Origin of the sequence: Listeria sp. ILCC797 (assembly GCF_900186185.1) — a bacterium.
Lineage (GTDB): Bacteria > Bacillota > Bacilli > Lactobacillales > Listeriaceae > Listeria > Listeria goaensis.
The window spans coordinates 211,730-234,546 of record NZ_FYBS01000003.1 but is presented as its reverse complement, the minus strand read 5'-3'; the positions used below and the strand labels follow the sequence as shown (position 1 = coordinate 234,546).

Here is a 22,817-nt window from a genome sequence, read left to right as displayed (position 1 = left end):
TTTTGGATAAACGGGGGAAGCCAAATGATAGAATTCTATGCAGCACACGGCAAGCAAGAAATGAAAAAATTGGAAGCCGCTAAAAAGGGAAGTTGGATTAAAGTCGTTTCACCGTCCGCATCTGAGATTGAAGAACTGAGCGCTATGTATCACATACCTAAACATTATTTTCATGATGCGCTTGATGAGGAGGAACGGTCACGAATTGAATTGAAGCGTACGGAGGAAGAAAAACGCCATTCGCTTGTCATTGTTGACTGTCCTTACGCGACAAAAGATGAAATGGGCTACACCACATACGAAACGATGCCAATCGGAATTGTTTTAGCAGATGATATTTTTATGACGATTTCGATACGCGAAGTTCCTGTTTTAACATCGATTATTGAAACGCCAATCGATTATTATGATACGGCTAATCATACGCGGTTTTTACTACAAATTCTTTATGCGGTTTCTTATTTTTATTTAAAATATTTAGATAAACTGATTCATTTAATGAATGAACTTGAAGGGAAAATTAAGCAATCTATGAAAAATGAACAGCTGTACGCGTTTATGGCAGTTCAAAAGAGTCTGGTGTTTTTTGCTACAGCATTACAATCGAATAAAGCGATTTTAGATAAGATGCAAGATGTGGAGCATTTTATGCAAAATCAAGGCAACCATGATTTACTTCGCGATGTTGTGATTGAAAATAAACAAGCAATTGCGATGACGGATACATACACACAAATTATAAGCGGCATGTCAGATATTTTTTCATCCGTTATTTCAAATAATTTAAACATGGTGATGAAGTTTTTAACGTCTTTTACGATTATTTTATCTCTCCCAACGATTGTCGGAAGCATTTACGGGATGAATGTGAAGCTACCTTTCGCTCATGAGGCAAATGCTTTCTCAGGTATTATGCTATTTACAATTATTCTGACACTACTTGTAACAGTTATTTTTTGGCGAAAAAAATATTTCTAGTTTGACATAGGAGGAAACATAATGGAAAAACAAACATACGAAAAACTAGCTTATTACACGATAAAAGAGAAAATTTTGAGCGGAAATTTGCGAGTAGGAGACCGAGTTACCGAAACGGTTATTGCAGACGAACTGAAAATTAGCCGTACGCCCGTTCGAAAGGCCTTAGCAAGCTTGGAGAAGGAAGGATTAATCGAAGTTCGTACAAATCGCGGAGCTATTGTCATAGAAAGCAGCATGTCCGTTAATCGTTTTGTCGAGTTGTTAGAGATAACTGAAATCATGATAAATCAAACGTTGACTAAAGTAGAAAACAAACGAATTCAAATCGACATGGGATACTTCCAGAAAAAAGTTGAGCAATTGAAGATGCTTCATCAAAAAGGCGAGGAAGATCAGTTTATTGCGGAACTCTTCAATTGCTTTTTTGCATTCATTCGCTTGATGCAAAACACGTATGCGAATCGTTTCGTACAAATGATTGAAAGCGACTTTGACTCAAAAGCACAAAAAGAGATTAAAATTATTCCTTTTATTTTAGCCGAAAAAACGATTCGCTGTTTAGAGGTGACAATTCAACATGTACAGGACAACGATTTTGTTGCTGCACGAAAAGAAGTACAAACTATTATGAATCAATATATTGTGCAAACATTCCGTTAGTATTTAGTGAGGAGCATCTTGTGCGCCTCACTTTTTTTGTGCAAAAGGAGATAACTGGTTGAAATGCATAATTTTATTTTCATGTATAAATAGCAAGGAAAAGTAAAATAATCCGACATAGTTAAAAAGACCCATTTTTTAGTACACAAAAACACGTTTTAGCGAGAACAAAATTATTTACTGAAAAATCTTATATTGAAAAATTTAAAGAAATGGCTTTATATAGCAGTTTCACAAAGTGATTTCATAAAATAATCCACATTTCGAGTTTTTTTGTTTACTATTTATTTAGACAGATTCAAATAGGGAAGATGATGCATTCAAAAAAACTAGCTTTGTTTCGTGAGAGGCATATGATATAATATGAGAAAGTTCATCGGTTGAAGGAGCGTTAGAATTTTGAAAAGTAAACGAGAATACAAAACCCTTGATAAGGTTGTTTATTACAGTGTCATTGAAAAGATTAAAAATGGTGAATTGAAGCCTGACGAGCATCTTACAGAAGAACGATTATCAAAAGAATTAGGCGTCAGCCGGTCACCAATTCGTAAAGCGATTACTGCTTTAGTAGCAGAAGGTGTTTTAGATTACCGGACTTACAGTGGTGTTGTAGTCAAAGATTCAATTGTTGATTCCACACGTTATGTGCAACTTCTTGAAGTTATTGAATTGTTTGTGAAAGCAACATTCGATAGAATTGAACAATCAGAGGAAGAAATGGATATCGAAGAGCTAGAAAAGTGTGTACAATCAATGGACAGAGCATCATATTTGCGCGATTTAGATGAATACATTTTTAATGAACATCAATTTTTCTTACGATTAATCAATTATTCCGGAAACCCTTACTTTAAAGACATGGCTAAGAAAGTATTTTTCAATATCAAATACTTTTCTGCAGATGCAATTACGAATCACAACGAAGAAATGCGTGAACGCAACATCAAACAATTTGGTGTGATTATTTCATTCTTGAATAAGAAAGATTATGAAAATGCCTTTTTAGAAATTAAAAAATTATTTTTAAACTACGGCACATATGCGTTTCGTTAATACTAAAACTAAAAAAGTGTAACCCAGTTAACTGGGTTGCACTTTTTTTTGATACAAACTATAACCATCTTTACTATTTAAAAACGTAAATGTTTCGGCGTACAATTGGTTGAGAGCATTATTTGAGGCGAGGGTGTCTAGACGAATGAAAGGGATACGTGCTGATGCAGCTAGTTCTTCGGCGAATTGCAGCATTCGGGCTGAAAGTTGCAGACCTTTGTAAGGGCGAGCAATCATCAGGCGGTGGACGTAAAATGCTGGTTCTGTTGCCTGTTCTTCCCATAAATTTTCGTCCCAAGCACTCGGCGTTTTTCGCACAATCATTGTTCCAGCCGTTTGCTCTTTTTGGGTTAAAAGGAAAACTTCATTTTGATGGATGCGCTCACGGATTTGATGGACGTCTGTCCCATCTAAAATGTCATTCCACTGCGTAGAACCTGATTTTTTCAACCAAGTAGCGGTGTCAATCATTAATTTTTCAACTGCTTGGTAATCTTTTGAAGTAGCTTGGCGGATTTCAAAGTTCACGCCGTTTACTGCGAATTTACTTGGGTTCATCAGGTTTGTTTTCCTCCGTCTGTTCAAAGCTTGATTCGTTTTCTTTAGAAGAGAACGTTTCATTGAAGTATGGCGTTTCTTCTTCGAGTGGTGGTGCGATTGTGCCGAATAATTCATCGTGGAAAACAGCGAAAGTGGTCGTCATGTAAGGGAACAAATAGATGGAAATGGCGACGACTACGAGATACCCGAGCAGGAATAGGAAAATCGCGCCTATTGAAATACCAAAGCCCATGGCGTCAATGACTGAGCCGTCACCGTTCATATCGTTATAATTGCCAGTGGCAGCACCAATGCCAAAGATAATCGCGGATGTAATAAAGATGGCGACAGGAATTAAATACCAAAGTAAGAAAGTTAGTGAAAGGCCAAATAATTTTCCTTTGTAGCCGTTCATCATATGACGACTTTGAGTAATCGCATCAAGTGCTGAAATTTGTGGATTATCTCTTAAAATAAAGAAAGTTTGTGAGTAAGAATAGCCTTTAATAATGCCTGGAATAATGAATAAGAGCGACCATAAAAATGTGAAAATAGAAACAAGTAGAAAAGCTAAGAAAGTTCGACCAAAATCTTTAAAAGCGCTAAACATATAGGCTACATCGGGCTCATCTTGTCGGCTAATCGCTAAGAAGAACCAAGTTACACCTATCGTAATTGGTCCGGTAATAAGCATGCCAGCTACCCAACCAATAACTGGAATCCAGCCTATCGCGGCTGATACTGCTGCAGTAATAATCATGCTAAGCAAATAAACACCAATTGATATTCCCCAATGTCCCTGTAATGCACTTTTTGCAGCACGCCGCATTTCTGCATTTGTTAACATAAAAAATCTCTCCTTTTTCTATTGTTTATGTATTAAAAATAGCATATTCTACTAAGGAGTTACAGCAAAAGGCTAGCAAATTGAAATTTCTTCTAAATTATCGGAAAAATAGGATTGTTTTTCTTTTTTTAGGGAAAAGGAGAGTTAGTCTTTGATTTTTTGATGGAGGTGTCGTTTGTGAAAGAAGATGAACGTAAAGAATTAGAGGACCGCTTAATAGACCTTAGACATGAATATCAGAATCTAGTTGCAGATTCGCGTGATTTTGAAGATCCGCAGTTGCAAAACGGTCCAATGAATGCTGCAGAAGTAAGGCTTAGCAGCATCAGGCATGAAATTAAAAAAATTGAAAAACACTTAAAAAAAGATCCGATTGAATAAATAGGCAAAAAACGTCCTTTTTCTTTCTAATCGGACGTTTTTGTTTGAAACAGAGGTGAACATGAATGAAACCGATTTTTGTTGTTGGCGATGTGCATGGTGAAATAGGCTTGCTTGAGAAAATCCTTGAAAACTGGAATCGTGAAGAGGAACGCCTTTTATTTGTAGGGGATTTAATCGATCGCGGTGAAAACCCAGGTGCAGTCCTTAGGCTCGTTAAGCAATTATCAGAAGAACATGATGTTATCGTTTTAACTGGCAATCATGAAAAAATGCTACTTGATTGGTTGAAAGAACCAGCTGAAAAAATGGCGTATTACATTAGCCAAGGCGGTATGGAGACGATTCAATCACTGCTACGGGAAAATATCGAGGAAAAAATCACACCTGATGAGCTTAGCAAACGCGTCATGGAGGAGTCAGGCGAGCTAATCGCGTTTATTCAAGATCTCCCTTTATACCATGAGGAAAAGCAGTACGTTTTTGTTCATGCGGGGGTAGATTTAACGATTCCCGACTGGCATAAGACGGCAGAAAAACAGTTCTACTGGATTCGTGAACCGTTTTTATTTGGCGAGAACCGAACAGGAAAAGTATTTATTTTCGGACATACACCCGTTCAAAATTTACATAGTGATGGCTCGAGTAATATTTGGATTTCAAAAGATCAAACGCGCTTAGGAATTGATGGCGGAGCTGTGTTTGGCGGCAGTTTGAATGCTATCGTCGTGGAAGAACACGCCGTAACGAAATTATATCGAGTTGGAAAAAATGAGCCTTTTGAAACAAAATAAAGTGAATCGTTTGATGGATAGCGGTTTTCTATATATTTTGCTACAATAGGCTCATTCTAGTTAAAAGGAAGTGTCTTTATGCGGAAAGCAACCGTGATAAGTTTGCTGGCCGTGTTTTTTGTTTCTATAGTCGCCATTTTCGGCGTTATATATGTAAAAACACAACAAGAAGAAGCAAAAGTGAAGGAAACGATTATTCCAACAGTTTTTGTGCATGGCTATAAAGGAACGGCGAACTCATTTGGTCATTTATTAAATCGAATAGGAAGCGACTCTCGGACTAAACAAATCGCCATGCAAATCATGATTAAGCCAAACGGTCAATTAAAGATAAGAGGTCATCTGGATAGCCAATATAAAAACGGCGATTCAGCGGTACAAATTTTATTTGAAGATAACCGGGCGAGCCTTTCCAAGCAAACGTTATGGCTCCAAAATGCGATGAAATACATTCGGGAAAAAGAGCATATTAAAACAGTCAATTTAGTCGGCCATTCCATGGGAGGGCTTGCCATTTTAAGCTATCTTGAAAATACGCCAGTAGATGCCGCGTACCCCGTGCCACAAAAGTTTATTGCGATTGCGACGCCTTTTAATGGCATAGATAGGGCGGACTACTTTAAGTTGCAAAAAGATCCAGCCGCCCATGATTTGAAAGCTGGATCAGATGCACTTAAAAACCTCGCAAAAAATAAAACGAGGATTCCTAAAACTATTCAAATGCTCGCCATTGCTGGAGATCAAAATCATACAGGAACAGACGGACTTGTACAAGTGGATAGTGTGTTTTATGCAAGAAACTTTTTTCCAAAAGCGAATTACCAAGAACGCCTAATTTCTGGAACAAATGTGACGCATAGCGGCTTACATGAAAGCTTTGAAGTAGACGCGTTGCTAAGTCAATTTTTATGGGATTTACCAGACGGAATGGAAAAAGATAACGGTTCAAACTTAGATACCGTTCCAAATGTTGAAAAATAAAAGGACGTAGCCAAGTGGCTACGTCCTTTATTTTAATAATAAGGCGCCATAAATAAGTACACTAAAACACCAGTTAAACTAACATACAACCAAATTGGCATCGTCCAACGAACAATTTTCTTATGCTTGTCAACTTGCATCGTCCAGCCCCAGACAAGCGCGAACAGCGCAAGTGGCACAACAACCGCAGCAAGAAAACTATGCGTAATAAGAATGAAGAAATAAATCGGGCGAACAAAGCCAGTCCCACCAAATGTACTCGTTTCAGCCGAAAGAAAATGGAATGTTAAATAGGAAACGAGGAAAAATAGCGTTGAAGTAAAAGCAGCTAAAATGAAGCCACGATGCAATTTAATATTTTTCTTCACAATGATTGCCCAAAGTGCAATGACTAAGAAGACAAAAGTGAAGCTATTAAAAATCGCATTCATTCTTGGGAAAATTGTTAAGTCAAAATGAACGGCACCTTGATAACCAATTGGTGAAAAGAAAAGTAATAAAATAATAATGACAGCCACAGCAGAAAAAATCATAATTGGCCAAAAATAATTTTTATCCGTTGCAGCAGGCGTTAATTTCTCTTTATTTTGCTCCATGTAAAATAAATCCCCCTTAAAATAAGTTCAAATTCATTATACATGATTACGTCAAATAAAAAAACAATAGACTGTTGATAAACGGCAATCTTCACCATTTGTCATCAGTCTATTTTGCTTGTTACGTTTCGTTTAGCTATAGAAATTAAGCCTTACAATTTAACGATTTTCCGCTTTATTATAAGCACCATGCCAAACCGGGCCAATAAATTGGTTCAAAGCAAATCCGCCTTGAATAGCAGCAGTGACAAAATCTTTTGCCTTAGCAACCGCATCAGGAACAGACAAACCTTTCGCAAGACCAGCAGTAATCGCCGCCGCAAACGTACAACCAGCACCATGGTTATAGTTTGTGTTAACTTTTTCCACTTCATAAATCGTAAAATCATTGCCGTCGTACATTAAATCAATCGCTTTATCGCTCTCAAGCGCTTTGCCACCTTTAATGACCACATATTTTACACCAAGTTCATGAATTTTTTTAGCCGCCGCCTTCATATCCTCAACCGTTTTCAGTTTTCCAAGACCAGAAAGCTGCCCCGCTTCAAATAAGTTTGGCGTTGTCACTGTCGCAACCGGCAGCAATAAATCACGAATCGCCGCCGCATTTTCCGGCTGAATAAGCTCGTCCTCGCCCTTACAAACCATCACCGGATCAATGACAATATTGGTTAAATCGTGTGCAAGAATGGCTTCGCGAGTCGCTTTAATAATGTCCACCGAGCCTAGCATCCCCGTTTTCATTGCATCAACAGGACCACCCGATAAAATCGTTTTGAGCTGCTCCCGCACAAGCTTAGCATCAATAGGTGTCACACCGTGTGACCAGTTGTTATCTGGATCCATCGTCACAATCGTTGTGAGTGCAGAAAATCCAAAAGTTCCATATTCTTCAAATGTCTTTAAATCAGCTTGGATACCAGCGCCGCCGCTAGAATCAGAACCAGCAATAGTTAAAGTTTTTTTAATCGTCATTTTAAATTCCTCCAAAATTAATCATTTGCTTCGAGCATTTTATAAATGGCTTCCGCAACCCCGTGCTCATCATTGGTGGTGGTTTCATATTTGGCGCGTTTCTTGACTTCCGGCTCTGCGTTGCCCATCGCCACACTGTAACCTGCCATTTTAATCATCGAAAGGTCGTTCATATTGTCGCCAATCGCAAATGTTTCTTCAAGCGAAACGCCGAGGCGCTCCACATAATATTGTAACGAAATGCCTTTTTGGGCCGCGCGATTCGTGATTTCAATGTTGTCAGAAAAAGAAGAAGTAATCGCAAGTTCATTCGACACACTTAGTTCTTTTTTTGCTCGAGTTAAAATATCAGGGTTTGGCGAGAACGAAATGAATTTCAAGATGTTCATCTCCTCGTTTTCAAAAACCCGATTGACATCCGTAATTTCATGAACGTCTTTCGCTTGAAAGCGCTCCTCAATTTGTTCGCTAATCGATTGAACGGGCTTGTCAGGATGCATTTTGCGATACATTTCAATCAAAAATTCTTTACCTTGCTCTTTGTTTGTCGAAATCGGCCCGATATCAGTAAACAATTCCGTGTACATTCCTAAATCAGAAAGAATTTGAAATGTTTTTCTCGAAATATCTTTGTCGAGCGTATGTTGCAACAAAATTTTACCGTGTTCATCGCGCACTTCTGCGCCGTTCATACAAATGGCCGGCGCGTACAAATTCGCTTTGTGAATAAGCGACATCGCATCATCGTACATCCGCCCCGTACATAAAACAAAGTGGATGCCTTTAGATCTTGCAAATTCAATCGCTTTTACGTTTTCCTCAGTAACACGTATGTCGGAATTTAGTAGCGTACCGTCCATATCAGAAGCAATAACTTTAATCATAAATAAGAATCCTCCTAGTGTTTTCACTTCCTCTAGCATAGCACTTTTTAAAGAAAAATGCAGTTGTCTTGTTTAAAAAGCGCCACATTTTGCGTCCCCCGTGAAAGTTAGCTATAATAAAGCGTGAAGTATAGTGGAAAGAGGTGCTAGAATTTGAAAAAAGAAGTTGAAAAAATGCTTGCGGGCGAATTGTATGATCCGTCCAACTATGAACTCGCGCATGGTCGCGCACGCGCACGCAAACTCATTCGCGAAATCAATGATACAATAGACGCAGCAGCGCGAACTGAACTTTTAAAACGCCTATTCGGCGGAACGGGTGAAAAAGTATTTTTAGAACCGACACTCCGCGTTGATTACGGCTCAAATATTTATCTTGGCGAAAATTTCTTCGCGAATTTTGATTGCGTCATGCTTGATGTGTGCGAAATACATATTGGTGATAATTGCATGCTCGCGCCTGGCGTGCACATTTATACCGCGACGCATCCTCTTGAACCGACCGAACGAAATAGTGGGCTCGAATTAGGTAAGCCCGTTAAAATCGGCAATAACGCCTGGATTGGCGGACGCGCGATTATTAATCCCGGCGTGACACTTGGCAATAACGTCGTTGTCGCATCAGGCGCCGTTGTCACAAAAAGTTTCGGCGACAATGTTGTCATCGGCGGCAACCCAGCGGGCATTATTAAAGAAGTCAAAGGAGTTTAAATGGTGAACGTTTCAGATCAGGCGTTATTTCAAAAAATGGAGGAAGAGCTACGTCAGGCGAAGGAGCTAAGCGGCGCTGAACAAAACGCGCATCTGCACACATTGAAAATTCTCACAGAACTGGCTCTTTCTGAAACTAAAACGGATGTCGCGCCCCAAAATGATGCGGCGCACATTCCGCACGAGAGTACACCAGCTGTCCCTCCGGCTTTAAACCAAGGAAAAAAACTCGATATGTCAGACGGTGCGAATGGTGATTCGCTGTTTGATTTTTAAAGGGGGAGAACGATGAAAAAAGGTCTTATAACGGGCGGCATTTTTGCGATGCTTGCCGTCATGATTGGCGCTTTCGGTGCGCACGCGCTAAAGGATATTTTAGGCAGCCACGTGGCCACGTATGAAACGGGCGTTCAATATCAAATGTTTCACGCTGTAGCGATTTTAATTTGCGGCGTCGTCCAAGAAAAACTAAACAGCCGTCTTATTAGCGCCGCGATAATACTATTTTCTGCAGGCATCATTTTATTTTCAGGCAGCCTTTACGTTTTGAGCATCACTAAAATCACGTTTTTAGGAGCCATCACACCAATTGGCGGCGTTTGTTTTATTTCCGGCTGGCTTTGTTTTATCATCGCAGCTGCAAAATCGCGTCCCGGTTACCATTCATTTTAAAAAGGAAACCAACATTTTATTTCAAAAAAAAGTCTTTCGTCATAAAATTTTAATATAAACATTTAAAAAAAGAGGATTATTTCTATTTTTGCGGGGTATTTAATTAGCATAAGCAACGATAACTTATTTACTTTTTCTCCCTTTTTAGTGATAAGTTATCCTTTCTTACCTTAAACTCCCTTTTTGTGGCGCTATGCGGCTTGTCTAAGCCTATGGCGTCTTTTTTTGCTGATTTTTTGAGGATGGAGTGGTTGTCCTAGAGTTGGTAGAAAAATAAGTGAGTACAATGAGCTATCAATAGCTTCTAAAAATAGTGTATGGTATATTGAAATAGTAAGAAAAATACATAATATTGGAGAGGGTTTTATTTTAGAAAAATCAGGATGACTCTTCGTAGAGCCCGAGATTCCGTGAAAACTTATGATACAAGTATGCAATACATTAACCAACAGAACTTTGGTTTTCAACTTTTATGCTGATTGTTTGAATTCGAAAAACGTCTCTTGTGGTTTAACAAGAGACGTTTTTATGAATGGAATCTAACTAAAGCGCTGTAGTTTCATTAAAATCATGTTCAATGCAAGTATTTATAATCGTTCACATGGTAGAATGAATAGGCTGCGGATTGTCCTTGAACAAGTAACTGTTTAGCTGCATCGACGTATTTGGTAAGATAAATAGTATGTCCGGAGAGACTTTTTAGTCGAGTAAAAGGAGGGGTAGAATGAAAAAAACGTCAATAATTATTATAAGTATAGTACTATTAATCGCTATTGTAATCGGTATAAAAATGGGAGTTGATAAACATATGAATAACAACGAAGAAGCGGAAATGATGGAAATTGTACATAGTAAAGAAGCGGAAAAAGTTTATAAAAAAACAATAATGTATAATGATCCTAAAGCTTTTACAAGTGAAGGAGTTATATACACATACAAAATTGATGATAGTAGTATAGAAGAAAATCCTATGGGGGGGATAATGGTTAACTTAATCATTAACAACGACAGCGACTTAGTAATCGATATTATATTAAGCAAAGATAGTGATAGAGGTGAATTAAGCGATGATGCGGGTGGAACCTCTGAAAAACTAGAAAGGCTTTTAGAGAAAGAAGGGAATTGAAATGGCAACTATGCTCACAGAAAAGAACCGAGTTCAGATTGCAAAACAGCAGTATAATAAAAATATGGACGTTGGAAAGCCTATAAAAATCGACGGGGGAAGAAAAATAGGTACACTTTCAGAAAAAGTGAACAACAAAGCAACAGGCGAACAAACATACATAGTTACTAATGGGAAAAATAAAGTAACAGCCAATTCCTCGCTCTCAGAACGTGAGAAAGTTAAAGAAGTAACTGTTTTATACCGCGGCTCCACTGCCCCTAATGAACTATCGTGGGGCGCACCTGAAGTGAATAACGACTTTGCAGCGGATTGGTTGCAGAATGATGTTCCTGCAGCAGCAATGGTTTTAGTGGGAAAAGGGGGAGGTACCCCACAGTTAAAAAGTTCAGCGAATACTTTGAAAAAAACGCTTGAAACTTATCCGAATGCAAAAATTAATATATATGGACATTCACTTGGTGGAATGAACGGACAATACGCAGTCGCAAACCTAAGCAAGAAGCAACTTAAAAGAATAACAGGTGCATATCTTTATCAATGTCCTAATGTTTATAATCTTCTAAATGCCGACCAAAAGAAAATAGCAGACGCTTTCACAGCTTCTAACAAAGGATTCATCTATACCGATCAACTTGACTTGATTGCGCTAGGTTACGGGGAGAATAAACCTACAATAGGAAATGTGTTATTTGTAGATGGAAAAGATGTAGGGGATATGGGCAAGCAACATATGTGGGGCGGTTATCAATTTGACAAAAATGGAAATTTAAAACTAACCAAAGCAGGGAACAGAAAAAAAGCCGCAATACTTCAAGCGGAAGGTCTGAAAAATCTTGCAAAACTAAAGAAAAAATTAGGAGCTGGTGGCGACTTGTCATCATCAGAAGAAAAGTACCTTGAAGCATCAGAAGCGTTTATCCGTGTTGGAACAATGCAAATGGAAGCAAAGCAAATGTGTGAGGAACTGGAAAAACTATACAAAAAAGATATGGAAAACGCAAGTGAACTTTGGCAGAAAACGCACTCGGATGCTAGAAGCTTAGGGGACTCACTATCAGAAACTGAAATTATCGGCGCGCTTTCGGACGGTGGGGCAACAGAGGCAAAAATAAAGCTTAAGCCAATCGCAAAACGTACTAAAAAGCTAGGGAAACTCAAAGAAATCGAACAGGATTATAATGATATAATTAATCAAATTCAACAGGCAATTAATGAAGTGCTAGAAAAAGATCGAGAATTAGCGCGGAAAATCGCGGAGGGATGAGACTTTGGAATTATCAAAAAGGACAATCATGCAACGTATAGACGATATAGAAGACGATTACAAGCGACAAATGAGGCGATTAGAAGCAGTAGAAGAAGACATGCGACATGCTGGCAATCAATTTTTAAAAACGCTAGATGTAAAAGCCGAACGTTTACGTTTTATGATTTCAAACTATGCCCCCGAAACGATTCCCCCGCTTTCACACGGATACAATATGATAACTCGTACACATGATGAAGCTATTCATATGATGCGTGAGGAATTAGAGAAGATTGAGGCACAACGGGAAGATATAGAAGCACAGTATAGAAAAGATATAGGATGCTTTAAAGATAATTTAATGAAGATAGACAGAGAAAGCGAGGAATGACAACATGAGCAACTCAATCGGGGACATGTTAGGCGATGCGAGAAAGAAACTAGAGAAATCACTTATTACTACCTTTATAGCAAGTCACGCAGTTGCATCGGCTGAAAATCGGGAACAGTTGACGAAAGAAGCGGAAAAAGAAAAGACGGAAACCTTTAAAAATAATGACAAGAAACATATAGAGAAACTTAAAAGTGCTATTAAAGGTAATTGGTTCAAAGCAGCACAAAAAGCACTAGAAAACACTAGAAATAAATGTAACGATATTTGAAGCGTTGGCGGGGAGCGACCGCTTTTTTTATGTTAAAAACCGTATTCCACAAGGGAATACGGCTTTTAGAATTAACTTTCATGCGAAATATCATAAATATCCATATTTCGTTTAAACCTCACAACTAGAAGCTCGTCTGAAACATCTCCGGGAAGTATGAGATCAAGAGTAGCGTCAATCTCATTTTCTGAATCTGGCGCAATTCAGACAAACCTTCCTTTTCTTCAAAAGAGAGAGTTCCAAGTAGTTGTGTACTAAGGGTTATCATTGTCATCGCTTCTATTTTAATAGGATTACACCATATTAAAATAGAAGTTGATTATTGCTTTATTTGATTATCTAGCCCCGGGAAAGAATTTGAAGCACCGTCAAACGGACTGATATAAAGATTATTAGCAGGAAGCACAGTTACATGAATCGTTTCTTTTACGAGCCCCTCACACGTATAAATCTTCATCTCTACAGTTCCCGCGCCTAGCGCAAAAATCTTAAATTTATTAGCCCCCGTAAATAAAACTTCTGCAATCGATAAATCAATATTACCAATCGACCCTAGGTTAGCAGCACCAGCAGGGTACGGATTTGCTTGTAGTTCAACCACGTCTCCAACCCTCAAAACAAGATTATTTCTGCTTAAATCATAGCGTTCTGTTGGCAAATAAGCCGTTGATTGGAAGGAAGTAGAAACAGAACGGTTAGCTGTTGAAGTTGCGTAAATTGTGTAACTTCCAGCTGAAAGTAATGTAACACGGCCATTTTGGTCAACTGAAGCAACACTAGGGTTTGAACTCGTCCAACTAATGTTTCTCTCAGTCGCATTACTAGGCTCGATTGTCGCTTCCAGTTGATAAGAATCCCCAACAAGCTCACATCTGTTTTTACCAATCGCTTTTAAGCTAATCTTTGTTGGGTTAACTTTATTATCAACAACCGTAACGTTAATAGTTCCACGCTCACTATAATCCAAAGCATATGCTTTTACCGCTGTTGTCCCCACACTTAGCCCATGAATCACAACTTGATTATTAGTTACCATTTGCGCACTAGCAGCAGAGGGATTACTATTGTTTAAACTTCCCATTGCTTGAGCACCTTCCGGATAAGGTGTGACATTCACCGTAACCGATTGCCCCCGTTCTAAAACAACGTTAGTTTGACTGATGTCGAACCGCTGAAGTCTTGGATAAGCCTGTCCGCTTAGAGTGTTACTTCTTACCCCGCCAGAATTTGTCGTTGCATAAATTTGGTATGTCCCAGGAGAAAGTACTCTGACAACGCCACTACTGTCTACCGAGGCCACATTTGGATTTGAACTAGCCCAAGTAACCGATTTATTGGTTGCATTGTCCGGTTTGACTGAGGCTTGAACTTGATAGGAGTCACCTACTTCAAATGAATACCCCGTCCGAGAAATCGTGACACTCGTTGGAATGACACTCGGGTTTTGAACAGTAATCGTCGCAGTAGCCGTCTTACTCCCATCATTTGTCGTGACCGTAATGACTGCAGTCCCAGACTTAATACCAGTTACTCGACCAGTTGCGTCTACAGTGGCAACTGTTGTATCACTACTTCGCCATGTGATATTTTTGTTTGATGCATTACTAGGGGAAACAGTTGCTGCTAATTGTACTGAACTGCCTTCATTAATCGTACTTGACGTTGGTAAAAGGCTGACACCTGTTACAGCAATTGGGTTAACTGTAATTAATGCTGTTGCTGTTTTATTCCCGTCTGCTGTCGTGACTGTGATTGTAGCAGTCCCAGGTTTAATAGCCGTAACTCGTCCGTTTGAATCAACAGATGCGATAGCCGCATTGCTACTTTGCCATGTGACGTTTTTGTTTGTTGCATTACTAGGTAGAACAGTCGCCGATAGCTGAGTAGAACTCCCAACGTTGATAGCTGAAGTGGTTGGGGAAACTGATACTCCTGTAACTGCAGTTCCTTTCGTGACAGTTATATTCCCTAGGTAGTTATCAAAGATATAATTATCATTTGTTGAGGCCAGCACCTTAAAGCCTTGTATTTTTGTATCAGATACATTAAGCGAGAGTGTTGCGATACCCGAATCATTTGTATAAACTCGGTAGAAGTAACCTACTTGTTCTGCATCAAAGCGTATTTCTGCATTGGGAATGACTCGCCCATCTGGATCCTTTACAGTGACTTTATATGTCACATAAGATGAAGTAGTAATAACTGGTTTATCCACTTCGGCGGTTACTTGATACTGCGCTCTTGTTTTGTTCGGATTTTCTGCTGAAAAGAAAGCCGTATCATATGAAATATTAGGTTTTGCTACTCCACTCGGATTTTTAAGTCCAGAGATAGTAACTTGATACTCATCTCCCACATTAATAACTGATTGCTCAGGACGGAAAATGATGCAATATGGTGTACCATAGTTGGCTTTCTCGATTGCGAAGTGTTTGCCATTTGTACCAGCTGACATGCCATTGTAGAATCTAGTGACAACACCTGTCTTCTTATTGGTCATACTTACTTCTACACTATCAGAGTAATTAGCTCCATAAATATTTTGGTCTAGTGAAATGGTCCATGCTTGACCACGATTACTTTGGAGATTGTCAAACATTTCTACTGGGAAATAACCAGCAGACGGCCAAGATACAAAATCTTTTTGGGCGGTAGTATTAGATGTATCAAATACTTTCATCGCTGAGTAGGTCACATTGGTTTGACTAGTTGCTGCTCCAAAACCAACTTTTCCCAATTTCGGGTTAAGAATCCAGCGGCGATGCCCCATTGTAGCAAGATTGCTTTCTCCTTCTTTCATGTAACTTATCACTGATAGACCAGCGACCGTGTCATTGTTACTACCTGTACTTAAATTTGAACTACTGGTGGCTGCTTTTCCTTTTTCATATGAAGCTTCAGCCATCCCTTTTTCATTATCTGGTCGGTGATTAAGTCCTGAATTATTCACACTTAAAAGATAAGCTCCAGCTTGTGCTTGATCGTTTAATGTGGCATCTAGTGTAACATTGCTAGGGACGCCAGCTAAATAACGACTAAAGTTAGTCATATTGATGCCATTTTGCAATGTTTGTTGTGTCAGGACTCCTTGCTGATTGTATGGTGCTACAAAGCTTGGTGCAGTTAAATATGGACTATTTGTTGACGTAGGGGTCTTCCAAGCATTCCACTTTGTGACGATGTCTTCAATGGTGTTGCCTTGATTTAAATATTTTCCCGTTACTGCTGAAGCGTGTGTTTCTGGTATTGCTGGTTGGATTATCATTGAGAGTAGTAATATCAAGATAAGCCAAAATGAAACTCTCTTTTTTGTTCTTCTTTCCATTTTCAGCACTCCCCTGTGCAAATTTTTTATGTCTTAAAGAAACAAATGTTTCTGAAAAACCATTAATATTTAAGGCGAATTGAAGGAATAGTTTAATTTAAAACGCTGATATTAAGAAGAAATTTACATTTATAGCATAACATAGTTTAAAGTATTATAAAATACATTTTTTAGAATATTTTAAAAACATTATAATAATTATCTTTTACGTCGTTGTTTTGATAAAAAAATAACTTTTATAGGTATAATTGCTATCAGTTGACGAAACTGGGAGCAAATGCGATAAACTAAATGGGAGAAGGAGATGAGCCGATGAATATTAAGAAAGTAAGTGAAGTGACAGGTGTTTCAGCGGACACAATTCGGTACTACGAAAAAATTGGTTTGATTGCGCCGGTGAAGCGGAATGGTAATGGAATACGAGAATTTGATGAGGACGACATTCGTTGGATTGTCTTTAGTCGGCAGATGCGGAGAGCTGGTTTGTCGATTGAGTCATTGGTAGAGTATTTATCGTTATTCCGGCAAGGTGATTCGACGGTTGACGCGAGAATAGCTTTAATCCAAGAGCAAAAAGAAAAACTAGAAGCGAAAGCCGCGGAACTTCAAGAGGCGATAAGCCGTTTGCAGTTTAAATTAGAAAATTATGGACATGTGCGAGCTGCGGAAAACAAATTGCGGAGCTTTGAAGTAAATAGGGTTTGAAATTTTGTTTATTTTTTTTACAAAAACGCTTGACTTAGAGTTCACTTCAAGCTTTATGATAGGGGAGTAAAGGAGGAGTCGAAATGGAGTATGTGAAATTTGGTAATACTGGTATGGACGTATCAAAAATTTGTCTAGGTACAATGGGCTTTGGTGATGCAGAGAAGTGGATTCACAAATGGGTGCTTGGTGAGACGGATAGCCGCCAAATCATCAAAAAAGCGCTCGACCTCGGCATCAACTTTTTTGATACGGCAAACATTTACTCTTTTGGGGAAAGCGAAAAAATTGTTGGGCGTGCACTGAAAGATTTTGCAAATCGCGACGATGTTGTTCTCGCGACAAAAGTGCATCAAACCATGCGCCCGGGGCAACCAAATAGTGGTGGACTTTCTCGCAAAGAAATCCTAACTGAAATCGACCATAGCCTAAAACGGCTAGAAACCGATTATGTTGATCTTTATATTATTCATCGTTTCGACCAATTTACGCCTGTCGAAGAAACGATGGAAGCTTTGCATGATGTCGTGAAGGCTGGAAAGGCCCGCTATATTGGCGCCAGTGCCATGTACGCATGGCAATTCCAAAAAGCACAACGCATCGCAGAAAGAAACGGCTGGACTAAATTTGTATCCATGCAAAATCATTACAATTTAATTTATCGTGAGGAAGAGCGGGAAATGATTCCATTTTGTGAAGATGAAAACATAGCGCTAACGCCGTATAGTCCGCTAGCATCTGGTCGCCTTACGCGTGATGTTTCCGAAAAAACGGAGCGTTCAGCGACTGATACGATTCAAAGTTCTAAATATGATGGCATGATGGAAGCGGACATCGGAATTATTGAGCGCGTCGCCGAACTGGCGAATAAATACGCGGTTTCGCGCGACCAAATTGCGTTAGCATGGTTGCTGAATAAACCAGAAATCACCGCACCAATTGTGGGCGCACAAAAAGAACGGCATTTAGAAAGTGCTGTTTTGGCGCTAGATTTAAAACTAACATCAGAAGATATGGCATTTTTAGAGGAACATTATATACCTCATCCAGTTGTTGGGGCGCTTCCAAATCAAAAATAGACAAATAATTTTATAAATAGTAATGTGCGAGGTTCAGTGTTTAGAATCTCGCATTTTTGCATAAAAATCAGATTTGTTTATAAAATAACTTTCAGAATTTTATTTTTTATATTATAATGTAAATTGACTGCTTGAAGTATTCTTTTGGCAGAATAATATGGAAAGGGAGAAAAAGAGACAGAAACAACATGGAAAATACAATTAAGGAGGAGACTATGAAAAAGTTTTTACGTTTGTTAGCGGGAATTAGTTTTATTTTTGCAAGTTTATTTTTGTTATTGCCAGGAAACCAAGTTGATGCGAGGGAATATCCAACAGGATCATTAAAAGATCCAATAGGGGTTTATGAGCAACCTAAACCAAAACAACTACTTAGGTCAACGCCTTTACCGACTAAGTATGATCCTCGTTTAACTGGAGGAGACACATCAGTTAAAGATCAGCAAACAAGAAACATTTGTTGGTCGTTCTCTTCAAATGCTTCTATTGAAACGGCTGCTTTAAAACAGTTTGGCGTACCCTATGACCTTTCTGAACTTTATACGGACTACTATTCGGCAAAAGATGCAGACGGAATAATTGGAAATAACCCAAAAGCATATAATCGTACTTTAGGCGGTGGAGGATTTGAGACTATGGCTCTCTACGAAGCGATGAATTGGGAGCTACCAGTTTCTGAAAATAAAATGCCATATAATACGAATGCATCGTATTTACCTTCTTTAAATGTTTTATCTGAAAAGCCACTTATTCATCAACAAGGAATAAATCTGATTGGAGGACTTTATGTAACAGCAAGTGTTGAAGAGCAAAATCAAAAGGTGAAAAGAATTAAAGAACATCTTGTGAAAAATGGTGGACTCACATACCAGTGGAAGGCGGATGGGCAATATCTTCAAGAGTATATAAATAGTACAACAAGCGCAGTATATGTACCTAAAAGTGACTATACTACCATTGATCATTCTACTTTAATTGTTGGATATGATGATAATTATAGTAAAGAAAATTTCAAGTCAAATGTTAGACCTCAAAATAATGGGGCCTTTATTGTTAGAAATAGCTGGGGAACCAATTGGGGGGATAAAGGTTACTACTATGTGTCTTATGAAGATGCTTATATCTTAACTTCTGTTATGTACGGTGCAAAACAAATGGAAACGAGCCAGAACTACGATAATATGGTTGCTATGGCAGAATTTGCACTGACCGGTTGGTATACTTCAACAACGGATACGTACATTGCCAATGTTTTTGATGCACCTAATGATTCAAAAGAATCCATTGAAGCGATTGCGATTAATACACTTCAATATGATACACCGTACGAAATTTATATTAATCCAAACAGTTCGGATAAATCATTCACTAACTTAAAGCTTGTTGCAAGAGGAGTAAAGGCAGACGCTGGTTTTGAAACAATTAAATTAAGTGAACCTGTACCAATCACAAGTAATGATAAGTATGCGGTTGTGATTAAGTTTTCGCTACCAAGTGGAGTTTCAACATTGCCAATCCCGATGTCCAATCACGAAGAAGTAAGTTATCCGCGTAATTCTGTGAAATCTGGAACAAGTTTCTTCTCAATCTCCACTAATCAAGCGAGTATGCGCTGGTATGAAGCTTCTTCACCGATTATTTGGGATGACAAAATAGCTCGTAATTTTTACACAAACGTCTATACAACTACAAACAATACCCAAGAAAAAATTAAAGATGTCTTTTTAGATGCGGATTTAGCAAATGAAATTGCTCGGCAGTTGAATAAATCTGTAGAAGATAATTTTACTACGGAGGATGCTGGTAAAATTACGCAACTACGTGTAGATGATAAAGTTTCCGATGCTACAGGGATTGAAAGATTAAATAATCTAACTCACTTAATCTTTTATGGGGGAACTGAAAAACTTGAAAAAATTGATCTCAGTAAGAATCTAAATTTAACCTATTTAGATTTGGGAAATAATAATTTTTCTACACTTGATTTAAGGCAGAATAAAAAATTAGTTCGAATTAATTTGTATAAGAATCAATTGACAAATCTTGATTTAAGCCAGAACACAGCGCTTGATTATCTTTCCTTAAGTTATAATAAGCTCCAACAGTTGGATGTTAGTAAGAATACGAACTTAACATATATTGTTGCTGGCGGAAATCAGTTAAGCAATCTAGACGTTAGTAAAAATACTAAATTGAGTAATCTTTGGATTCATAATAACAAGTTGACGACTATTAATGTGAGCAATAATACCGAATTAAGAGGGATTAGTATGGGAGGGAACCCAGTTTATTCACTGACGTTACCATACCTGCCTAAACTGGACTTCTTAGATGTGCAACGTACCCCTTCACTCAGCTCACTTGATTTATCAAGATTGCCTAATCTTAGGACGCTACATTTAAACAATGCCAATCTTTCTTCGATAAATCTTAGTCAAAATCTTAAATTGAAATTCCTATATCTAGAGTACAATAAGCTAACTAAAATTGATTTGCGGAATAATGTGGAACTCTATGAACTTTATTTGCATCGGAATCTTTTAACGGAACTGGATTTAAGTAAAAATGTAAAATTAAATCGTTATTTTTATGATTCTGATACAGTCACAAATTTTATCGCGCCACAAAAATAAATAAATTATAATGAACAAAAAAAGAAGCAAAATCAGGTGATAACCATGGAAAATGGCTTGTTCGCCTGATTTTTGCTTCTTTTATTAAATCATAAAAAATCTTTCAATCTCTTCATGCGGCAATAAATTCCCAATGAAGAATGCGCCAAACTCGCCGTAACGTGCACTTGTTTCGTCAAAGCGCATTTCCGTGACAATTCGCTTAAAGTCAAGTGCATCGTCCGCAAACAAAGTGACGCCCCATTCGTAATCGTCAAGGCCGATGGATCCGCCAATAATTTGGCTCACTTTTCCAGCGTAACTGCGGCCAATCTGACCGTGATCGCGAATAAGTTGTTGGCGCTCATTCATTGGGAGCATGTACCAATTATCCGCACCATCGCGTTTTTTATTCATCGGATAAAAGCAAATATGTTTTTTGTTCGGTAATTTTGGATAAAGCCGGGCGCGGACATGTTTGTTTTGATACGGATCCTCGTCACCCGCCATATGTGAGGCTAAATAATTGCTTAACTCCACAACTGAAATATAGGAATATGTAGGGACTAAATAATCCGCAATCGCGAGCTTATTGAATTCGTTTTCCACCGCATTTAATTCTTCTAAAGTTTCCCGAAGAACAAAAAATACAAAATCAGCTTTTTGCCCTAAAATCGTATACAGCGTTTGTTCGCCAGATCCAATGTTTTTTGTCACTTCTAAATTCGCTAAAAATGTGCTAAATTCCGTTAAAATCCGTTCGCGGTCAGCCGTAGAAGTTTCTCGCCAAGACGTCCAATCTACCGCCCTGAAATCATGTAAAGAGTACCAGCCATCTAATGTTTTTACTGCTTCATTCATTAGGTTTCACACCTTTCTTATGTCACTAAAATAAGTGTATCATAGCCAAATTCGAAAGTCTTTTTTTCTGTTTTAGAAAAAAGCGGCTGGAATAAATTCCAGCCGCTTGAAGTGTTAAGGTGTCGATACAATTGCTGTGGCTGACCCAGTTAGCGCCCACGAATTGATTGCATTTGGCAAAATAAAGTGGTCGCCTTTTTTAACAGGCGTTTCAGCCCCGTCAATGGTAAGCGCAGCAGCGCCGTCTAAAATGCTTACAAGCGTATATGGCGCCGTCGCATCAAATCTCGCAGTGCCGTCAATTTCCCATTTGTAAACGCTGAAAAAGTCGTTTGACACAAAAGTCGTAACGGTTACTCCGTCTCGTTTTTCAACCTGAATATCAAGTAATGCATCGTGATGCGGAATTTTTGTGACGTCGATGGCTTTTTCTAGATGAAGCTCGCGCGTGTTGCCGTCCGCATCTTTACGATCATAATCGTACACACGGTAAGTTGTATCCGAACTTTGTTGCGTTTCAAGAACTAGCGTGCCAGTGCCAAGCGCGTGAATCGTCCCACTTGGAACATAGTAAAACTCGCCCGGCGCGATTTTCACCTTGCGTAGCAACTTGTCCCACTCGCCGTCCGCAACCATTTTCACAAATTCATCTTTAGACTTCGCATGGTGCCCGTAAATCAGCTCCGCGCCTTCCGCGCAATCAATAATATACCAACATTCCGTCTTTCCAAGCTCGCCGTTTTCATGCACTTTCGCATACGCGTCGTCCGGGTGAACTTGCACGGATAAATCCGAATTTGCATCCAAAATCTTTGTTAGTAGGGGGAAAACTGGGTCTTTCGGATTTCCAAAAAGTTCCGGATGTTCTGTCCATAGTTGGATGAGTGTTTTCCCAGCAAACTCGCCATTTTTGACAGTGGATGGACCATTCGGGTGCGCAGAAATAGCCCAGTCCTCGCCAGTCTTGTCAGACGGAATATCATATCCGAAGTAATCGTGCAGTTTTGTGCCGCCCCAAATGCGGTCTTGAAAAACAGGGTTTAAAAATAAAGCCTCTTTCATCGTGAACCTCCTCGGTTAAATATGTAATCTCTACAAAAGTATATACCAATTAAAAGTTAAA

At 38.7% G+C, this 22,817-nt stretch carries 25 protein-coding genes; 16 read left to right on the top strand and 9 right to left on the bottom strand.

The features are described 5' to 3' along the window. Window positions 1–24 precede the first annotated feature (24 nt). From BN1609_RS04960 to BN1609_RS04950, 3 genes are all read left to right on the top strand, one after another. On the top strand, window positions 25–978 hold the full coding sequence (locus tag BN1609_RS04960; RefSeq protein WP_088840571.1) for a magnesium transporter CorA family protein: 954 nt from the start codon (window positions 25–27) through the stop codon (window positions 976–978). A gap of 21 nt (window positions 979–999) precedes the next feature. Beyond that, window positions 1,000–1,641 (top strand): GntR family transcriptional regulator, encoded by a 642-nt coding sequence (locus BN1609_RS04955; protein WP_088810524.1) that lies wholly within the window; start codon window positions 1,000–1,002, stop codon window positions 1,639–1,641. 399 nt (window positions 1,642–2,040) lie between these two features. After that, a complete protein-coding gene (locus BN1609_RS04950; RefSeq protein ID WP_088810523.1) occupies window positions 2,041–2,694 on the top strand; it encodes a GntR family transcriptional regulator in 654 nt (217 codons plus the stop codon). 27 nt (window positions 2,695–2,721) lie between these two features. Here the strand turns inward: BN1609_RS04950 and BN1609_RS04945 are convergent, their stop codons facing one another. Beyond that, window positions 2,722–3,252 (bottom strand): GNAT family N-acetyltransferase, encoded by a 531-nt coding sequence (locus tag BN1609_RS04945; RefSeq protein WP_088840570.1) that lies wholly within the window; start codon window positions 3,250–3,252, stop codon window positions 2,722–2,724. Continuing rightward, a complete protein-coding gene (locus BN1609_RS04940; protein WP_088810521.1) occupies window positions 3,239–4,081 on the bottom strand; it encodes a DUF975 family protein in 843 nt (280 codons plus the stop codon). Before BN1609_RS04940 ends, BN1609_RS04945 begins: the two co-directional genes overlap by 14 nt. A gap of 177 nt (window positions 4,082–4,258) precedes the next feature. Here BN1609_RS04940 and BN1609_RS04935 point away from each other — a divergent pair, with 177 nt between their 5' ends. The 3 genes from BN1609_RS04935 to BN1609_RS04925 all read left to right on the top strand — a co-directional run bounded on the left by BN1609_RS04935 (window position 4,259) and on the right by BN1609_RS04925 (window position 6,237). Beyond that, the gene (locus BN1609_RS04935; RefSeq protein WP_088810520.1) at window positions 4,259–4,462 is read left to right on the top strand and encodes an Lmo0654 family protein; all 204 of its coding nucleotides are present in this window, start codon (window positions 4,259–4,261) and stop codon (window positions 4,460–4,462) included. Between the two features lie 65 nt (window positions 4,463–4,527). Beyond that, window positions 4,528–5,256: a metallophosphoesterase gene (locus BN1609_RS04930; RefSeq protein WP_088810519.1), complete on the top strand. Its 729-nt coding sequence runs from the start codon at window positions 4,528–4,530 to the stop codon at window positions 5,254–5,256. A gap of 78 nt (window positions 5,257–5,334) precedes the next feature. Beyond that, entirely contained in the window at window positions 5,335–6,237 is a 903-nt protein-coding gene (locus BN1609_RS04925) for an alpha/beta hydrolase (protein WP_088840569.1), read from the top strand. Window positions 6,238–6,269: 32 nt separating this feature from the next. Here the strand turns inward: BN1609_RS04925 and BN1609_RS04920 are convergent, their stop codons facing one another. From BN1609_RS04920 to BN1609_RS04910, 3 genes are all read right to left on the bottom strand, one after another. Further along, a complete protein-coding gene (locus tag BN1609_RS04920) occupies window positions 6,270–6,833 on the bottom strand; it encodes a DUF420 domain-containing protein (protein ID WP_088810517.1) in 564 nt (187 codons plus the stop codon). A 159-nt stretch (window positions 6,834–6,992) separates the two neighbouring features. Further along, entirely contained in the window at window positions 6,993–7,808 is an 816-nt protein-coding gene (gene pdxK, locus BN1609_RS04915; RefSeq protein WP_088810516.1) for a pyridoxine/pyridoxal/pyridoxamine kinase, read from the bottom strand. A 17-nt stretch (window positions 7,809–7,825) separates the two neighbouring features. Next, entirely contained in the window at window positions 7,826–8,692 is an 867-nt protein-coding gene (locus BN1609_RS04910) for a Cof-type HAD-IIB family hydrolase (RefSeq protein ID WP_088815525.1), read from the bottom strand. Between the two features lie 153 nt (window positions 8,693–8,845). On the opposite strand from BN1609_RS04910, the gene BN1609_RS04905 reads away from it, so the two are divergent. The 7 genes from BN1609_RS04905 (at window position 8,846) to BN1609_RS04875 (ending at window position 13,112) form a co-directional block, all read left to right on the top strand. Continuing rightward, window positions 8,846–9,403, top strand: coding sequence for a maltose acetyltransferase domain-containing protein (locus tag BN1609_RS04905; RefSeq protein ID WP_088840568.1), 558 nt, complete (start codon window positions 8,846–8,848; stop codon window positions 9,401–9,403). A 3-nt stretch (window positions 9,404–9,406) separates the two neighbouring features. After that, window positions 9,407–9,679, top strand: a complete 273-nt coding sequence (locus tag BN1609_RS04900) for a YwdI family protein (RefSeq protein ID WP_088815723.1) — start codon at window positions 9,407–9,409, stop codon at window positions 9,677–9,679. A 12-nt stretch (window positions 9,680–9,691) separates the two neighbouring features. Next, window positions 9,692–10,075, top strand: coding sequence for a DUF423 domain-containing protein (locus tag BN1609_RS04895; protein ID WP_088815523.1), 384 nt, complete (start codon window positions 9,692–9,694; stop codon window positions 10,073–10,075). Between the two features lie 724 nt (window positions 10,076–10,799). Next, the gene (locus BN1609_RS04890; RefSeq protein WP_088840567.1) at window positions 10,800–11,201 is read left to right on the top strand and encodes a DUF1310 family protein; all 402 of its coding nucleotides are present in this window, start codon (window positions 10,800–10,802) and stop codon (window positions 11,199–11,201) included. A 1-nt stretch (window position 11,202) separates the two neighbouring features. After that, entirely contained in the window at window positions 11,203–12,468 is a 1,266-nt protein-coding gene (locus BN1609_RS04885; protein WP_088810511.1) for a hypothetical protein, read from the top strand. Between the two features lie 4 nt (window positions 12,469–12,472). Further along, on the top strand, window positions 12,473–12,841 hold the full coding sequence (locus BN1609_RS04880; protein ID WP_088840566.1) for a hypothetical protein: 369 nt from the start codon (window positions 12,473–12,475) through the stop codon (window positions 12,839–12,841). Window positions 12,842–12,845: 4 nt separating this feature from the next. Further along, complete coding sequence (locus tag BN1609_RS04875) at window positions 12,846–13,112, top strand: hypothetical protein (RefSeq protein ID WP_088810509.1); 267 nt, start codon at window positions 12,846–12,848, stop codon at window positions 13,110–13,112. Window positions 13,113–13,183: 71 nt separating this feature from the next. Here BN1609_RS04875 and BN1609_RS14170 read toward each other — a convergent pair whose 3' ends face one another. Beyond that, window positions 13,184–13,315, bottom strand: a complete 132-nt coding sequence (locus BN1609_RS14170) for a DUF2004 domain-containing protein (RefSeq protein WP_117612571.1) — start codon at window positions 13,313–13,315, stop codon at window positions 13,184–13,186. Window positions 13,316–13,431: 116 nt separating this feature from the next. Continuing rightward, a complete protein-coding gene (locus BN1609_RS04870; RefSeq protein WP_088840565.1) occupies window positions 13,432–16,437 on the bottom strand; it encodes an Ig-like domain-containing protein in 3,006 nt (1,001 codons plus the stop codon). A gap of 312 nt (window positions 16,438–16,749) precedes the next feature. Between BN1609_RS04870 and BN1609_RS04865 the strand changes: the two genes are divergently transcribed. The 3 genes from BN1609_RS04865 to BN1609_RS04855 all read left to right on the top strand — a co-directional run bounded on the left by BN1609_RS04865 (window position 16,750) and on the right by BN1609_RS04855 (window position 20,854). Further along, the gene (locus BN1609_RS04865; protein WP_088810508.1) at window positions 16,750–17,142 is read left to right on the top strand and encodes a MerR family transcriptional regulator; all 393 of its coding nucleotides are present in this window, start codon (window positions 16,750–16,752) and stop codon (window positions 17,140–17,142) included. A gap of 83 nt (window positions 17,143–17,225) precedes the next feature. Further along, window positions 17,226–18,221: an aldo/keto reductase gene (locus BN1609_RS04860; RefSeq protein WP_088810507.1), complete on the top strand. Its 996-nt coding sequence runs from the start codon at window positions 17,226–17,228 to the stop codon at window positions 18,219–18,221. A gap of 215 nt (window positions 18,222–18,436) precedes the next feature. Beyond that, window positions 18,437–20,854, top strand: a complete 2,418-nt coding sequence (locus BN1609_RS04855) for a lectin like domain-containing protein (RefSeq protein WP_159458324.1) — start codon at window positions 18,437–18,439, stop codon at window positions 20,852–20,854. A gap of 84 nt (window positions 20,855–20,938) precedes the next feature. Here the strand turns inward: BN1609_RS04855 and hemQ are convergent, their stop codons facing one another. Then, window positions 20,939–21,694 carry a hydrogen peroxide-dependent heme synthase gene (gene hemQ / locus BN1609_RS04850; protein ID WP_088840563.1) on the bottom strand — a complete coding sequence of 252 codons (756 nt, stop codon included), beginning with the start codon at window positions 21,692–21,694 and terminating at the stop codon, window positions 20,939–20,941. Window positions 21,695–21,808: 114 nt separating this feature from the next. Then, window positions 21,809–22,756, bottom strand: a complete 948-nt coding sequence (gene manA, locus BN1609_RS04845; protein ID WP_088825416.1) for a mannose-6-phosphate isomerase, class I — start codon at window positions 22,754–22,756, stop codon at window positions 21,809–21,811. Window positions 22,757–22,817: the final 61 nt, after the last annotated feature.

Bases quoted from the DNA above. Each gene is read 5' to 3' on its own strand.
- BN1609_RS04960 (WP_088840571.1), top strand. From the start codon at position 25: ATGATAGAATTCTATGCAGCACACGGCAAGCAAGAAATGAAAAAATTG.
- BN1609_RS04955 (WP_088810524.1), top strand. From the start codon at position 1,000: ATGGAAAAACAAACATACGAAAAACTAGCTTATTACACGATAAAAGAG.
- BN1609_RS04945 (WP_088840570.1), bottom strand. From the start codon at position 3,252: ATGAACCCAAGTAAATTCGCAGTAAACGGCGTGAACTTTGAAATCCGC.
- BN1609_RS04940 (WP_088810521.1), bottom strand. From the start codon at position 4,081: ATGTTAACAAATGCAGAAATGCGGCGTGCTGCAAAAAGTGCATTACAG.
- BN1609_RS04930 (WP_088810519.1), top strand. From the start codon at position 4,528: ATGAAACCGATTTTTGTTGTTGGCGATGTGCATGGTGAAATAGGCTTG.
- BN1609_RS04925 (WP_088840569.1), top strand. From the start codon at position 5,335: ATGCGGAAAGCAACCGTGATAAGTTTGCTGGCCGTGTTTTTTGTTTCT.
- BN1609_RS04920 (WP_088810517.1), bottom strand. From the start codon at position 6,833: ATGGAGCAAAATAAAGAGAAATTAACGCCTGCTGCAACGGATAAAAAT.
- pdxK (WP_088810516.1), bottom strand. From the start codon at position 7,808: ATGACGATTAAAAAAACTTTAACTATTGCTGGTTCTGATTCTAGCGGC.
- BN1609_RS04910 (WP_088815525.1), bottom strand. From the start codon at position 8,692: ATGATTAAAGTTATTGCTTCTGATATGGACGGTACGCTACTAAATTCC.
- BN1609_RS04895 (WP_088815523.1), top strand. From the start codon at position 9,692: ATGAAAAAAGGTCTTATAACGGGCGGCATTTTTGCGATGCTTGCCGTC.
- BN1609_RS04890 (WP_088840567.1), top strand. From the start codon at position 10,800: ATGAAAAAAACGTCAATAATTATTATAAGTATAGTACTATTAATCGCT.
- BN1609_RS04885 (WP_088810511.1), top strand. From the start codon at position 11,203: ATGGCAACTATGCTCACAGAAAAGAACCGAGTTCAGATTGCAAAACAG.
- BN1609_RS04875 (WP_088810509.1), top strand. From the start codon at position 12,846: ATGAGCAACTCAATCGGGGACATGTTAGGCGATGCGAGAAAGAAACTA.
- BN1609_RS04870 (WP_088840565.1), bottom strand. From the start codon at position 16,437: ATGGAAAGAAGAACAAAAAAGAGAGTTTCATTTTGGCTTATCTTGATA.
- BN1609_RS04865 (WP_088810508.1), top strand. From the start codon at position 16,750: ATGAATATTAAGAAAGTAAGTGAAGTGACAGGTGTTTCAGCGGACACA.
- BN1609_RS04860 (WP_088810507.1), top strand. From the start codon at position 17,226: ATGGAGTATGTGAAATTTGGTAATACTGGTATGGACGTATCAAAAATT.
- BN1609_RS04855 (WP_159458324.1), top strand. From the start codon at position 18,437: ATGAAAAAGTTTTTACGTTTGTTAGCGGGAATTAGTTTTATTTTTGCA.
- hemQ (WP_088840563.1), bottom strand. From the start codon at position 21,694: ATGAATGAAGCAGTAAAAACATTAGATGGCTGGTACTCTTTACATGAT.
- manA (WP_088825416.1), bottom strand. From the start codon at position 22,756: ATGAAAGAGGCTTTATTTTTAAACCCTGTTTTTCAAGACCGCATTTGG.